This is a genomic window from Opitutales bacterium (genome assembly GCA_013215165.1).
Classification (GTDB): Bacteria; Verrucomicrobiota; Verrucomicrobiia; order Opitutales; family JABSRG01; genus JABSRG01.
Genome location: JABSRG010000011.1, coordinates 1 through 14,905, shown reverse-complemented (window position 1 = coordinate 14,905; position 14,905 = coordinate 1). Strand labels below are relative to the sequence as shown.

At 48.5% G+C, this 14,905-nt stretch carries 13 protein-coding genes and 1 rRNA gene; 7 read left to right on the top strand and 7 right to left on the bottom strand.

The window, feature by feature from the left end; all coding sequences use genetic code 11:
- Window positions 1-121 precede the first annotated feature (121 nt).
- Complete coding sequence (locus HRU10_03390) at window positions 122-1,198, top strand: helix-turn-helix domain-containing protein (protein NRA26275.1); 1,077 nt, start codon at window positions 122-124, stop codon at window positions 1,196-1,198.
- A 14-nt stretch (window positions 1,199-1,212) separates the two neighbouring features.
- Here HRU10_03390 and HRU10_03385 read toward each other — a convergent pair whose 3' ends face one another.
- Window positions 1,213-3,357 carry a TonB-dependent siderophore receptor gene (locus HRU10_03385; GenBank protein NRA26274.1) on the bottom strand — a complete coding sequence of 715 codons (2,145 nt, stop codon included), beginning with the start codon at window positions 3,355-3,357 and terminating at the stop codon, window positions 1,213-1,215.
- Window positions 3,358-3,536: 179 nt separating this feature from the next.
- Between HRU10_03385 and HRU10_03380 the strand changes: the two genes are divergently transcribed.
- Complete coding sequence (locus HRU10_03380) at window positions 3,537-4,031, top strand: DUF2165 domain-containing protein (GenBank protein ID NRA26273.1); 495 nt, start codon at window positions 3,537-3,539, stop codon at window positions 4,029-4,031.
- Window positions 4,028-4,399: a cupin domain-containing protein gene (locus HRU10_03375; protein NRA26272.1), complete on the top strand. Its 372-nt coding sequence runs from the start codon at window positions 4,028-4,030 to the stop codon at window positions 4,397-4,399. Before HRU10_03380 ends, HRU10_03375 begins: the two co-directional genes overlap by 4 nt.
- Window positions 4,400-4,484: 85 nt before the next feature.
- On the opposite strand, the gene HRU10_03370 is transcribed toward HRU10_03375, so the two are convergent.
- Window positions 4,485-5,501 (bottom strand): glutamine synthetase beta-grasp domain-containing protein, encoded by a 1,017-nt coding sequence (locus tag HRU10_03370; GenBank protein ID NRA26271.1) that lies wholly within the window; start codon window positions 5,499-5,501, stop codon window positions 4,485-4,487.
- 144 nt (window positions 5,502-5,645) lie between these two features.
- Between HRU10_03370 and HRU10_03365 the strand changes: the two genes are divergently transcribed.
- Window positions 5,646-6,074, top strand: coding sequence for a serine/threonine protein phosphatase (locus tag HRU10_03365; protein ID NRA26270.1), 429 nt, complete (start codon window positions 5,646-5,648; stop codon window positions 6,072-6,074).
- Window positions 6,075-6,077: 3 nt separating this feature from the next.
- Window positions 6,078-6,893 carry a serine/threonine-protein phosphatase gene (locus HRU10_03360; GenBank protein NRA26269.1) on the top strand — a complete coding sequence of 272 codons (816 nt, stop codon included), beginning with the start codon at window positions 6,078-6,080 and terminating at the stop codon, window positions 6,891-6,893.
- Here the strand turns inward: HRU10_03360 and HRU10_03355 are convergent.
- The 4 genes from HRU10_03355 to HRU10_03340 are packed head-to-tail and all read right to left on the bottom strand — an operon-like array spanning window position 6,890 to window position 11,139.
- Window positions 6,890-7,858, bottom strand: coding sequence for a metal ABC transporter permease (locus HRU10_03355; GenBank protein ID NRA26268.1), 969 nt, complete (start codon window positions 7,856-7,858; stop codon window positions 6,890-6,892). The two genes, HRU10_03360 and HRU10_03355, sit on opposite strands and share 4 nt — an antisense overlap.
- A gap of 9 nt (window positions 7,859-7,867) precedes the next feature.
- Complete coding sequence (locus HRU10_03350; GenBank protein NRA26267.1) at window positions 7,868-9,388, bottom strand: metal ABC transporter permease; 1,521 nt, start codon at window positions 9,386-9,388, stop codon at window positions 7,868-7,870.
- Window positions 9,385-10,176, bottom strand: a complete 792-nt coding sequence (locus HRU10_03345) for a metal ABC transporter ATP-binding protein (protein ID NRA26266.1) — start codon at window positions 10,174-10,176, stop codon at window positions 9,385-9,387. The genes HRU10_03350 and HRU10_03345 overlap by 4 nt, the downstream gene beginning before the upstream one ends.
- 9 nt (window positions 10,177-10,185) lie before the next feature.
- Window positions 10,186-11,139 carry a zinc ABC transporter substrate-binding protein gene (locus tag HRU10_03340; GenBank protein NRA26265.1) on the bottom strand — a complete coding sequence of 318 codons (954 nt, stop codon included), beginning with the start codon at window positions 11,137-11,139 and terminating at the stop codon, window positions 10,186-10,188.
- Between the two features lie 334 nt (window positions 11,140-11,473).
- Here HRU10_03340 and HRU10_03335 point away from each other — a divergent pair, with 334 nt between their 5' ends.
- Together HRU10_03335 and HRU10_03330 are read left to right on the top strand one after the other, a co-directional pair.
- Complete coding sequence (locus HRU10_03335) at window positions 11,474-13,543, top strand: hypothetical protein (protein NRA26264.1); 2,070 nt, start codon at window positions 11,474-11,476, stop codon at window positions 13,541-13,543.
- A gap of 131 nt (window positions 13,544-13,674) precedes the next feature.
- Window positions 13,675-14,469, top strand: coding sequence for a class I SAM-dependent methyltransferase (locus HRU10_03330; protein NRA26263.1), 795 nt, complete (start codon window positions 13,675-13,677; stop codon window positions 14,467-14,469).
- 52 nt (window positions 14,470-14,521) lie between these two features.
- On the opposite strand, the gene rrf is transcribed toward HRU10_03330, so the two are convergent.
- Window positions 14,522-14,638: ribosomal RNA gene (rrf, locus tag HRU10_03325) — 5S ribosomal RNA — on the bottom strand.
- Window positions 14,639-14,905 lie beyond the last annotated feature (267 nt).

The following is a 14,905-nucleotide window of genomic DNA, read 5'->3' as shown; positions in this document are numbered from 1 at the left end:
TGTTTTCTCAATTACTGGAAGCGCCTACAGACATCGGCAAACTCCACGATACACCTGAGCATAGCCTAAAATTCGAACGCTGTCTTTACGCATAAACGAAAAATAGTTTATGATTTGCGCAATGAAAGTCGCCATTCAGGCCGAATACCCGCCCAGTGGTCAAATTGCGTTCTTCTCTGGACTGCAACAGGCAAACCGAAGGCTAGGCACACCTCTCCAGATCTTACCCCTCAGCCTACCGCAAGAATCGATCGTCCAACACCCCCAATTACTCGACCAGATCGACGCCTACGCCGGCAGCCTCATCGGCGAAGAATGGATCGCCCCCCATCGCAATCGCGTCGCCCAATGGATCGACCTGGCCCAGTGGTCAGGCCTGAATGAAACACCTTCAATTGGAGTGGATTATGAGAAAATCGGAGCTGCCGCCGCCCAGGCACTCGCCGAGCATGGCGCCCTCCATGGATTTTTGATTGCGCCGGAAACACAAGCACGCAGTCGACGCCTCTTAGCCGAAGCACGCGCAGCGACGGACATCCCCTTTGATACCATTCCTCTGCTCACAAGAGAAAGACTGCGTGAGACGATCGCCAAGCTGGTTCCAAAATCTGGAATCATAACCCTTTCAGACAGAGCTGCCCGCATTGTATGCGAATTAGCGCGAGATCTGGGACGCACACTCGGGGAAGACCTCAAGGTAATCGGACTCGGCGATGAACCTGAGGCATCTATGCTAGCGGGAGTTGGCATAGCCAGTTTTCCAATTCCTTATGCAGAGATTGGGAAAGCAGTCGTCGAAGGCATCCTGCATTGCCGAAAGGAAAGTCAACTGCTTGCCCCTGGCCCCCTTCAAGTCCGTGAAAGTTTGGCTGTTCGAACAGGAGAACCGGATACCATTGGGCGTATTATCGCTTGGATGAACGCGCATCTCGCAGCCAATGCATCGCTCGAAGACGTCGCCCGCATGCATGGCATGTCCCGCCGCACCATGGAGCTGAAGTTCAAACAGGCAGACCGGCAAAGTCCTAATCGCGAATGGAATGCCTTACGGATCAAACAAGCGAAGGGGCTTCTCGTTGAAACTGACCTCCGCATCGTAGAAATCGCAGAACGCTGCGGGTACTCCAGCCAATCCCGATTCACACAGGCATTTACTGCCAGCACCGGGTCCGCTCCGACAGTATTTCGGAGCGGATAAGGGCATGCTCGGCCTTAGAAGCGACCGATCACAGCTAGACGCGCGTTGATCGGAGCACCGACAGTCACCTGGTGCGTGCTGTGAGCGTTTGGAAAATAGAGCTCATCAGTCAGATTTTCTACATTGAGCTGCACACGCAATGTCTCAGAGACCCGATAATAAAGAGCAGCATCAATACGGGTGTAGTCAGGCAAAATGGCTGTGTTGCTGTTATTGACAAAACTTTCGTCCTGATAGACCAGCCCCAGGCCAATCCCAAATTTCTCTGTAAAGTGATACGTGTTCCAAACAGAGAACATATGCTCAGGAAGCTCACGGGGACGTAGACCCGTAGGTCCACTGCGATCCACCTGCTCACCGTCGAGATAACTGTAACCCGCAGAGATGAACCAGTTATCTGCTATTTCGCCCTGCAATTGAGCCTCAAAACCAGTGATATCAGAATCGATAACATCGAGAGTCGACGGATCATTGTCGGAAACCTGAGGCGAGCTTTGCTCGATCTCGAAGACGGACAGGGTAAGGCTCATACTCTCGCGGAAGTCCCACTTCACACCGGCCTCTAGGTTGGTGAACGTGTTGGGATCGAGCTGGTTATTGTCGCCGTTGATGTTGGCATATTGCTCCCCACTGCGCGGAATAAATGACTCACTGTAACTCGCGTAGATAGACACATTTTCCTGGGGCTTGTAGACGAAGCCAAATCGTGGAGATACCTCCTCATCGGTCCGACTGCGACGCTCACCAGTTAGGACATTGAGCACATCAATCTCAAAGCTGTCGAAACGAGCACCCAGGATAAGATCGAAGTGTTCCGAAATCTCGATTTCATCCTGAATATATGCAGAAAAGACAGTCACGTCGGCCTCAGTGTCATCGTTAGGATCGACAGTAAAATCATCGGTAGTCGTTGCACCGTCAGCGTTTACACCGACTCCATTTACAAGCCCAATTGGACGGGTCGCCAGGAAGCGTTCATTGTCATCCTGCGTCTGGTCAAAGAAGCTATTGAAGCGATCGTTGTCATTAGCCGTGTCGATATACTCCACGCCGGCGACAATCGTGTGTCCAATGCTGCCGGATAGAAACTCACCAATGAGGTTAGACGACAACACGAAGCTCTCACGTTGAGTGGTATCGACATAGCCATCGAGCGTCACGATGTTCGTGGCCTGGTCGTAACCTGAGGCGTAGAAGTTTTGGTAGAGCTTGTCGTAGTCGCCATAAAAAGCGCTGAAATTACCCTTTAGATTATCTGTAAAAGCGTGCTGCAAGTTTGCGCGCAAAAGGTGCGCCTCCAATTCAGTGATGTTCAGCTCAGGATCTGCAAACACCGTATCGCGGAAGGCCTCTACGGGACGACCATTAGCTCCTGTAGGAATACCGCGGTCAATGAATCGCTCGTGATCCACGTATTCATAGGAAACATCGAGAACGGTGTCCTCCGTAAAAGCTACTTTAACGGTGGGATTCAGACCGATGCGCTCACCCTCATAGAAATCACGATCATTGTTCAAATCCTCGTAGAGTCCATTTATCCGAAATGCAGCGTTCTCCCCGATAGGTGTATTAAAATCGAGTTGGACTCCAAATTCACCAAAGGAATCTACACGGGCCTCATAGCCAGTAAAAGTCTCACCAAGAAGACCCTTCTTTGTGACTCGATTCAAAATACCTCCCGTACCTCCACGGCCAAAAAGAAGCGCATTGGGACCACGCAATATCTCCACCTGCTCAAGATTGTAAAGCGGTCGGTAATACTGCACATCGTCACGGACCCCATCGATGAAGAAGTCTGCTGTCGAACGCACACCGCGGAACACGACAGCATCGCGATGTCCCTCGCCCTGCGAAGTGTTCACCCCTGGCGTGTAGTCAATGATCTCACCTACGCTTGTGAACCCTCTTTGAGAGATTTGGTCCGAAGTTAGGATCGATAGACTTTGAGGCACATCAATGATCGGCGTCGGACTACGCAACGCATTAACCTGGTCGCTATAGAGATACTGGCCTATAGATACCATAGTATCCAGTGTATCTGCCTCATCAGATTGCGCGCTAACTGCAGAAGCACTGAAGCATAAGACAGATAGCGCCTTTTTGATGGCCGAGCAGCCAATTCGAGAGTCCGCAATGCGGAGTTTATTATATTCAGTCATGGGTTATTAAAAACGAGACCTATTCTCTTTACGCAAATGCGAGTCAATCTCAATTTATAATTAGGTTGAGACATTCCTTTCAATAATTACAACCCGCAGATCCTCACACCAAGAATTCGGAGGCCAACCGAGCACAGCATTTGCTGACAAAAAGAAACATCTCAGTATCTATAGAAATCATGACCGTAGCCCGCCTTCTAAAAATCGCTCTGGTAGCCACCACCGGCCTCTTCTTTCTCATCGTCACTTTCAATAACGCGATCGATGATTACCCCTCGAACCGCATGTTTGTGGAGCGTGTCCTTTCGATAGACTCCCTACAGTTTGAAGGCACCGCCGAACGCGTTGACTGGCGTGCCATCACCTCGCCCACACTACATGCTATCTCTTATGCCTTTATCATAGCCTGGGAAGGTGCGACTGCGATCCTGTGCTTTATTGGGGTATATTTTTTAGTCAAAAACCTCAAAGCTGATGAAGAGACATTTCATAAGGCCAAACCTTGGAGTGTTGCTGGCTTAGGTCTGGGCATGATGCTCTGGTTCTTCGGCTTCATCACCATGGGGGGCGAATGGTTCTTTATGTGGGCCTCGACTTGGAACGGACAAGATGCTGCCTGGCGTATGTTTGGCATTCAAGGTATCAGCCTTATTTTTCTCATGCAGAAAGAATGAAGACAGCCATCAATCTAAAAGAAAAAGCAGCCAAGCTCACAGAATACTGGTCGCCCCGCGTTCTCGACGAACTCGAAGACTCCTACGCAAAAATTGCTAAGTTAAAAGAAAGCTTCGAATGGCACAAACACGACGATGAAGACGAACTCTTCCTCGTCCTCGATGGCCACCTTAAGATTCAATTCGGAGACAGCGTAGTCGAACTCGGACCAGGCGAAATGTGCGTCATCCCAAAAGGAGTCATGCATAATCCCATTGCTGAAGAAGAGTGCAGCATCCTCTTAATCGAGAAAAAGAGCACCCAGCATACCGGCGACCTAACAACCGCCGTCACCCGATCAGTCGAAGAGCAACTGAGGCCTCTCTAAAATAGCCACAAAAAAACCGATACCGAACGAAAGTGGTTTGAATCGCTTCGTCCAGTATCGGCTGAAATCAACAGTCTAAGCCGCCCTAAGCGGTAGGAACTTCTGCGATGGTCGCAGCAATGCGAGATGCGATCGCGTAAGGATCACCCTCTGAATTTGGACGGCGGTCTTCAAGGTAGCCCTTATAACCAGCGTTAACAAAGCTGTGAGGCACACGAATCGAGGCACCACGGTCGGCAATTCCATAAGAGAACTTGTCGATAGACTGGGTCTCGTGCAGACCGGTGAGACGGAGGTGATTGTCGGGACCATAAGCAGCAATGTGCTCGTCACGATTCTTATCGAAAGCAGCCATGAGCGCTTCGAAATATTCCTTACCGCCTGTTTCACGGAGATACTCCGTAGAGAAATTAGCGTGCATCCCTGAGCCATTCCAGTCGCCGATGAACGGCTTACAATGGAAGTTCACGTCGACACCGTATTTCTCACAGGTGCGGAGGAGCAGATAACGACCGACCCAGATTTGGTCAGCAGCACTTTTTGAACCCTTACCGAAGACTTGGAATTCCCATTGGCCTTTCGCCACCTCAGCATTGATACCTTCGTGGTTGATGCCTGCTTCGAGGCAAAGGTCTAGGTGCTCTTCAACAATCTGACGCGCGACATCGCCAACGCTAGAATTGCCTACACCGCAGTAGTAAGGTCCTTGAGGTCCGGGGAAACCGGCATCGGGCCAGCCCAGAGGCTTGCCATCTTGGTAAAGGAAATATTCCTGCTCGAAACCGAACCACATACCCTCGTCGTCAGGGATGGTAGCACGCATGTTTGAAGGGTGTGGTGCGCCATCGGGGAGGAGGACCTCACTCATGACGATGAAACCGTTCGTACGCGCAGCGTCTGGGAAAAGCGCCACAGGCTTCAGCATACAATCCGAGCTGCTGCCATCAGCTTGCTCAGTCGAGCTGCCGTCAAAACCCCACATGGGGCAATCTTCCAAAGAGAACGTATCAGGATCTCCCTCGAGGATCTTAGTTTTGCCACGAAGGCCCGCAACGGGAGTGTATCCGTCGAGCCAGATGTATTCTACTCTTAGTTTAGCCATATTGTTTGCTAATTGCAGTCTTAGTTGGGTTTTTGTATACGCTGGAAGCCAGCAAAGTTGGGTAAGCCAACAAGCAACGCTCATGCCAACCCTTTAATATAGCCACACCATCTCGTCTCAGGAATTTAAACCCTACTTAGCACTATGCGAGAGACCAAAAACACCGCCCGCTCCGTCGTCCGTATCGGCTTCGATGGACGCGTCCATAAATACTTCCGCGGCCCGCAGGCAGAAGAACGCTTCGAGAATGAGATACGAGTCCTAGAGTTTTTAGAGGGGAAAGGCTGCGATTTTGTCCCGAAGATCATGGCTACAGAGCCGGAGCAACTCTACCTGGTAACGAGTAACTGCGGCAAACGGGTCGAACGCATGGGTGAACAAAAACTTAAAGAAGTCTTTGCAGAACTTGAGGGCTTCGGTGTGCGTCACGACGATGCCGAGTTGCGCAATATTACCTACCGCCCTCAGGATGGGCGCTTTTGCGTGATCGATTTTGAGTTCTCTACCATTCTCCAGCCCGGCTACCCACCACCACCGGAGATACGAAGTAATCCTAACCTGGACAATCTTTAGACGATGCCAGCACCCAGTATCTCATGGTCCGCGCAGACGGATGTGGGCCGTTTTCGTAAAAACAACGAAGATGCCTTCATCGCAATACGCATCAACGCCGAAGGCGCCGAACGCCTCGGCAAGGAAGGCCACAGCCATGTCGGTGAGCATGATTTCATTTTCGCAGTGAGCGACGGCATGGGGGGTGCATGCTCTGGGGAGTTTGCCAGCCGCATCACTGTCGATCGGATCATTAAGCTACTGCCGAGTTCATTCAAACTCGCAGCTTCCGGCTTAAACACTGGTTTTTCCGATGTCCTCGCCACGCTATGCGATGGCATTCACCAAGACATAGTCGATCTGGGAAAAAGCTATGAAGAATGCGAAGGCATGGGCGCCGCCCTATCACTGAGTTGGCTCACTCCCGAATGGCTCTATTTTGCGCACATTGGGGATTCACGTATTTACCACATCCCCTCAGATGGATCGATTCAGCAGATTACTCAGGATCATACCCATGCAGGCTGGCTCTATCGCGAAGGGAAACTCAACGAACGTGAAGCACGCAGTCACCCCCGTCGCAGTATGCTCCAACAAGCCTTAGGGGGTAAAAATCAATTCCTCGACCCCCACATCGGCGCAGTTAAACACGAACCCGGTGACGCCTTCCTCATCTGCTCCGATGGCCTCGTCGATGGGCTTTGGAATCGACGCATGGAGGAACAAGTGCGCAAATTTCGCGGAGAGACCGAACCATCACGTGCGCAAATCCTCGTAGAAGAAGCCGTCCGCACCAATGGTCGGGACAATACGACCGCCCTCCTCATCTACGTGGATTAGCCTTTTAGCGATCCAAAATCCGGCTCGATCTTAGTCCCAGCTTCCGCTGCTAAGGCACGCCGTTTAAACGAGCGAAAAACCAACCCCCGGTTCGGGCTAAAGAAAAGGGCCAGTAGAAAAATAAGACCAGCAACCACCGACATGCCTCCCGCCACATTGGTGGAACCAAAACGATTACTATCGGTGATCGCGTTGAAGACAACTGCGGGGACATGGAGCGCAAACAGATGCCCAAACAATGCTGTCGCTGCGGCTGTAGTCAAAGATACGAGCAGCATCGGGAGCAGGCTACGTGTGAGCAAAAAGGCCGTCGCCGCCGGAGCGATCATCATGGCAATGACAATGATACTTCCGACAGACTCGAACGCTAGTACTGCCGTCACCGCAGTAGATATCATGATGCCATAATTGATAAGCTTGGGCCTCAGACCCATGGCACTTGCCAAAGCCGGATCAAAGGTAGCAATGCGCAGCTCTTTGAAAAACAAGGAGACGAGCACTAGATTTAACAATAAAATCGTCGCACCGTGCAGGGTGACGCGCGGGATTTCATTAAACAAAACTGCATCCACTACGGACGTCTCTAGAATCCCAAATAGAACGCAGTCCGGATCCAGATGCACAGAATCCACACTGACCCGTATTAGCAACAGCCCCAGGGCGAACATCGATGTAAAGACCACACCTAAGGATGCGCCTTCTTCAACATGCCCCGATCGATGCACCATTTGTGTGAACACACCTGTCAGAATAGCAGCAATGGTTGCGCCGACCAATACCGCCCCCAAATCGCGGGACTGCGTTATTAAGAATGCAATCACGAGTCCAGGCAAGACGGCGTGCACGACGCCGTGGCCAAACATGCTTTGTTTGCCAAGAAGTAAAAATACACCCGGAATCGCACACGCCATCGAAACGAGTGCTCCTGTAAGGACAATCCACGTGTCTACTTCTGACCAATTCATAAATCTTGTTTAGGCCGGGTGAGGCTCCTGAGGCATACTGCGCATCTGTATTTCCGACTCAAATAAATCTTCAATTTCCCGGACAATATCAGGCGATGCCACCTCTTCTATGCGCTCAACGTCCTGATGCACCTGGCTCGGTGCAACATCGGCATAGCGGATCAAATACAATTCCCATAGCCGGTGCTGCTTGGCGTGATGCTGGGCTCGGCTTAACCCGTCGTCGGTCAGCATCAAAGTCCCATCATCCACCAGACGCACCCAGCCCTCACGAGCAGCACGCTTTAGGATCCGATCAAATGTCTGGCGGGTCCAAGCACGACGCTGAAAAATACGTTCCGGAGCAATGGGTCGCTTCGCACTGAAACCGGACAGACGACACTGCGCAAATAAGCACTCACCCATCTCATTTTCCACAGCATCGAACGCAGCTCGGAGAAATTGTTGTAATTTCAGCCGTCGATGGGATTTGAGCCGATTCAACCAGCGTATCACTACCCCCTTATTCCTACCGAAAAAGAGACTGAGTAGAAAAAAAGCGGTCGCGGAAAGCACAATGATGGCTCCCGTCGGAAGACGGGGAAAAAGACTACTCAACAACACACCACTAAACGCACTCAAGCCTCCGAGCAGACCGGCAACGAGCGCTACCGAGGTGAGACGCCTCGCCCAAAAACGAGCCGCAACGGCCGGGGTAATCAGCAGCGCCATCATGAGCAGCAGGCCCACCGCTTGCAGCCCAACGACGCTGACAAACACAATCACACCCATCAGCAAAAAATCCAGACCTAGGGATGAATACCCCTGTGTGTCCGCATACCCACTATCGAAGCAAAGAATAGAGAACTCCTTAAAAAGAAGGGTACACACCACCAGCGAACAAATCGCTACGACCAAGATCAGATCAACATCCGACCGAGTCAGTGTGGCCGCATTACCATAGATGAGGTATTCCAATCCAGACGCATTTGCCGTCGGCATCTGTTGAATGACCGACAGGAGCACCACGCCCAGTCCATAGAAAAAAGTCAGGCTCAACGCCAGGGCGGCATCACTTTTTATCTTACTCACAATGGGCGCATACACCACAGAGACCATCGCCATCACTCCCGTCACCGCCCCGCCGACCAATAACCATATAAGCACATCTCCTTTGCCCTGGACCAACTCCAACACGATAAATACCAGGGCTAATCCAGGTAGAGTGGCATGGCTCACTGAATCGCTCAAAAGCGAACGTTTCCGTAAGAGAAGAAAAGTCCCCGTTATCCCCGAAACCACACCCAGAAGCACCAGCCCGGCAAACACGATACGAGTATTGTAGTCCCGAAAACTGAGCACGCGCTCCACTTTTTCCCAACCTGGAAATGCAAATGCAGCGTTTTCACTAGCTCGAGCTGACTTGTGCGTATGCTCCAGCTCTTCCCCGACCGACGTATTGCAGAAAACAAAACAGCACAAAAGGAGACCCAAACCTAACAGCGCACTCCTCTCAACAAACCCGGATAGACTAGAGAGTAAATGGATCACGCGTTAGCATTGACGAGTGATTGGGCCACTTTGTCCAACAAGGTGAGTTTGCCCCCATAGGTCTTTTTCAAATTCTCCATTGTGAACACCTCATCTACTGGCCCAAAGGCCACACGCTTGAGGTTGAGGAGCAACACACTGTCAAAATAGTCCTTAACTGTGGTGAGGTCGTGATGTACACACACCACAGTCTTCCCCGCGTCTCGCAATTCTTTCAAGATGCCCATAATCGCCTTCTCTGTGGTGGCATCAATGCCGGCGAAGGGCTCATCCATAAAGAATAGATCGGCATTCTGAATTAGGGCACGGGCCAAAAAGACACGCTGCTGCTGTCCACCCGAGAGCTCGCTGATCTGCCGGTCTACGAACGCAACCATGTCGACCTTCTCCAGTGCCGCCATAGCCTGCTTGCGATGCGAATTTAAAATAGGGAGACACCAACCAATTTTGCGATATAGCCCCATCGTGACCACGTCGACGACCGTCACCGGGTAATCCCAATCAACACTCTCACGCTGCGGAACATAGGTCACACGCGGACGCACCTTGCCTAGCTCCTTACCGAAAAACAGGGCTGCCCCCGAAGCCACAGGCAATAGACCGAGTATCGCCTTCAACAGCGTACTCTTCCCCGCACCATTAGGCCCGATGATCGCTGTCAGCGACCCAGGTTCGATTTCAAAACCGACATCCCAAACCACCGGCTTGCGCTCGTATGCCACCGTCAGATCTCTGACACGCAGCGGCTGATCGCTGTGACTTGCTAATCGCGATGAAGACACGGACATCAAACAAACCTACTCGAAAGTAAGCTTTCCGTAGAGCCCTTTTGCTGGAGCTTCACCACCGAGTGCGCGCGTAATCAACGTCGCATTATGATCCACCATACCGATGTAGGTCCCCTCGTAAGTTCCCGGAGCGCCCATCGCATCGGAATAAAGCTCGCCGCCGATAACCACCGTATGACCGCGCGCCCCCGCCCCTTCGACAACCGCCTGTAGGCCCTTATCAGAAGTAATGTTCTCAACGAAAATCGCACCGATGTCATTTTCGACGATAAATTCGACCAGTTGATTAATATCATCCACACCCGCTGCCGAGGCAGTGCTAATGCCCTGAACTGAACGCACCTCGATGCCATAGGCACGAGCAAAATAGCCAAAAGCATCATGTGCCGTAATCAAATAACGGCGGCTCTCTGGAATCGTCGCGATAACCTTTTTGACGTAAGCATCAAGCTCAACTAGTCTGGCAATGTAAGATTCAGCATTTGCTGTATAAAAAGCTGCATTCTCAGGATCAACTTCACCCAGAGCCTGCCCCACCAGACGCGTAGCTTCTTTCCAGGCCGACACGTCATTCCACACATGCGGATCCCAATGTCCCTCGAACTCTTCCGGCTCCATCAGATAAGACTCATCCAGCAGCTCAGTCACCGCGTAAACCTGCTTACCCCGACGGCTCATCCGCGCAAAGGTGTCCGCCATGCGTCCCTCAAGCATCAGCCCAGAGTAAAAAATAACATCTGCATCCACCATTTTTACCACGTCATCGCGCGTCGGCTTATACAAATGCGGATCCACACCACTCCCCATGAGCCCAATCACCTCGCACTTATCACCTGCCACGTTTTTGACGATGTCCGTCACCATCCCACAGGTGGAGACAAGCGTGAGTTTATCAGCAAAAGCTGCGGTGAGGCCTGCGACAAAAAAAAGAGCCGCCGCAAATAAGAATTTAAGGGTCTTCATAGTGTTTCCTTGAGAATGAGATCTTCGAGACAACCTAAACGAGACTGTGTTTCAACAAAAAAGCCCTGGTTCTAGCGAATAACTAAAACCAGGGCATAAGTCTGGCAACGACCTACTCTCGCACCGCATAGTCATCAGGAGCATGACTATTAAATTACTTACCTGAAAGATCTGGATTAGAATAAATTTCGATGGAAACTGCATAGATTTCCACATTCGTTATGCCTATGAGAGATCTATCTCAAATGAAACCGACCGTAATTTCTAAAAAAACATAAGGCTTTCCTGCTTGATCGCAAAAGAAATTAGCTATTAATCTTGGAATGATAATTAAATGAGAAATCTATTAAATTCTTTGATTTTCTACATTACCTTAGGCTCCATTTTACATGGGGAAACAGACACATACTGGAATTTTGATACGTTCCCCAGTAACTGGCAGAAGAGAACAGGTAATTCTGAACCATATATTACGCACTTTGATAATTTTAAAGTAACACTCCCAGAGCCCGGATATTTATTTATAAAACTCAAGTCCAGTTTACCGCTCAATAAAATAAATGCTAGCTTGCGCGAAGAAAGCCTTGCACTAAACAGACAGGAATCTGTTAATGAGATCCTTCTTGTTTACTTATCAAATGAGGAAAATGAAATTGTCTTTTCTTTAATCACATCCTCTGACGAAACCCAAATTCCAGGCATCGTTGACATAGACTTTACCTTCAGGTCGACGTTTGACGTAAACGCTGTAGTCAATGACACTCTTGAATATGAATTCGATTTACTCGAAAACAGTCATGTATTTGAAGTCGCGGAAGGGGTTGGGGTCTCTGACGGCAATGCCCTGAAAACAGCTGGTTTTTCAAATCATTCGAAAATCGGAACTATTCAAGGTCCAGCACGGATTAGTTTCTCGGTCAAAAGAACTCCCGGTTGTGACGAATCTACGATCGGACTAAGCGTTTTCAGTTCAGTTGATTTTTTGCTTCCAGGACCTTCTGGCCCGACAAGCCAAGGTGAAATCGAAACTAACTTAGATCCACTAATGTCAAGGATTGGTGAGAATTGGACTCCGATCGAATTTTATGTACCCAAAGGCGATCATAATCTAAAGCTACGCTTTGGATTTTACGAATTCGCCCCAAAGCCCGAGTATCTGTTTGATGAATTTTCTGTTGAACCAATTCCAGAGGCTGAAGTATCGGCAACAAACTTTGTCGCAAGCGAATTTGAAAAGATAGTACTTCCGGAAGGGGCCTACTTCGAGTATAATTCTCAGATTATCGGATATTCTAGAAGTGTTGTTGATTCGTTTAATGTGAATTTAACTTGGCTAAAGGATGGGATAGGCATTCGAGAATTTAGCCAGTTCGACAAGACGCGTATCGGCTTCACAGTCACACCTGATGATACTGGCCTCTACCAGCTTGAAATTTTCGATAATGAGACTAGACAAAGTGACATAGTCGACATGTTTGAACTAACAGTCACAGAAGCTTATCCAAAGATCGTTCTATCTTCTGATAATATCAACTCCATTATTTACCCGGAAAGCCCTACAACGATTGAAGCATTCGTTGAATTTAACGATCCTTCTGGTCTATCATTAGATTCCAATCAACTACAATTTCAATGGTTCAAGGACGAAACTCTACTCCGCGGCCAAAGCACACCGCAGCTTTTTTTGGAGAATCCTTCAGAGGAAGACCAAGGAGGCTATACACTCCTTGTCACTGACCCTGAATCAAACATCAAAGAATCCATTTCCGGCAACTTATTCTTTTTAGAGGAAATGGACTACAGAAGCGATGTTATGCTCTTTAAAAAGAGTGATATCACTTTGATTAAAGAGGGACAGTCCAAGACACTCAGCGGGGTGGCTTTGAGCCAAGACTCCCAACGCCAGCCCATAGATGGATGCTATTATTGGACATTTAACGGAGAACCGATACAGGGGAGCGGGGGAGAACTGTTGATCAAAGATGCGAATAATCAAGACGAAGGCTTTTATGAGCTAAGTTTTTTTGGTGAAGGATATTATGCGTCAACGCGCTTCGACATCCAGGTCGACTCATTTGCTGATATTTTCCCTTCTGCGATACGACTGGATGAAGATTGGCAATACATTCCATGGATCGGCTTCGCTGAAATAAGCAATAAGCCGTGGATCTATTTTAGAGAATATGGATTCTTGTATTTGGATCTACCTTCCCAATCCGAATCAATCGCTCCTCCCGGCTATTGGGTATTCCATACTAAACATCAGTGGATGTATTTCTCAGAGGAGACTATGCCTTATATTTATAGCACTCTAACTGAAGATTGGGGATATTTATATAGCAAAAATGGAATAAAATGGAAGTATTGCTATCAGAAACAAGAGTGGGAAAAATTCGAACTGTGAGATGTTTTCATAAAGCTTTATCCATTTGAATAAATCTCACCAAATTCTTGATAAAGATCTTTATTTGAAGGGTAAGAATATAAAACTGACTACTTCAAACTGCAGAGATCGATTTCACCCAAATACTAAAAATGAAAAGTACACTGTCTGAGAGCAGCGATGAAGAATGGGAAAAATGGGGCAAAAAAGATCCATATTTTGGGGTTTTGACGAATGAGTCTTTCAGAAAAGAAAATCTAGATGCCGCTGCTCTATCTGAGTTCTTTAGACAAGGAGAGAGCGATATAAATGAACTTATAGATATTTTTAAGAGCAGGTTTGGAGTGGATCTTTCTCCAAAGAGATCGATTGATTTTGGCTGTGGTGTAGGAAGAGTTTTAATCCCTTTAGCGCGAATTTCAGAAGAGACTATTGGAGTAGATGTATCTGTTTCTATGCTAAATGAAGCGCATAGGAACTGCCAAAAAAAGAATATAAGTAACGTTAGATTATTAAAACTCTCTGATTACAGGGAAAATAGCAGTCTCTCGGTAGATTTTATCCATTCGATGATTGTTTTTCAACATATCCCAACTACGAGAGGAATCGTTTTGTTTAATACTTTGCTGACTAATCTTCGACCTGGAGGTCTGGGTGCAATACATTTCTTGTATTCGAAAAGCGAATACTCAAACAACAATGGTATACAGAAAGAAGTTTCAATTTTTCGCAAAACTAAAAGAAAAGTGAAACGAATACTCAGATTAATCAAATTCAGAAGCGAAATTGACCCATTTATGGAAATGAATTGTTATAACTTGAACCAAATTATCCATATTTTACAAAATGATAATATAAAAGAATTCTATACCAAACTTACCGACCATGGGGGGTGCTGGGGAGTGCTACTAGCATTTCAGAAAGAGGCATCCCCTAATCAGGCTTAAATTAGGACACAAAAAAGCCCTGGTTCTAGAGTTAACTAAAACCAGGGCATAAGTCTGGCAACGACCTACTCTCGCACCGCACCGGGGCGGCACTACCATCAGCGGTTGTGGGCTTGACGGCCGTGTTCGAGATGGGAACGGGTATTTCCCCACACCTATGATCACCAGGTCTGTAACGGAAGAAGTAAGGATTTAGTCTACTCCTGGTTACTGTGTGTTGCGAGTTGTGGTCGTTAAGTTGTTTGGACAACACACGTGGTATAAAAATATTCAGTTCAACGCCGCATCGAGGTTTCTGATGCGTGAGCAATAAAAGCGTCTAATAACCGTAGGACTTGTAAGTCGTTAGTATTAGGTCAAAGAACACAAGTTACTTAGTTATGCAGGTAATCACTATTGGATCATTAGTACTGGTTAGCTCAATGCATCACTGCAC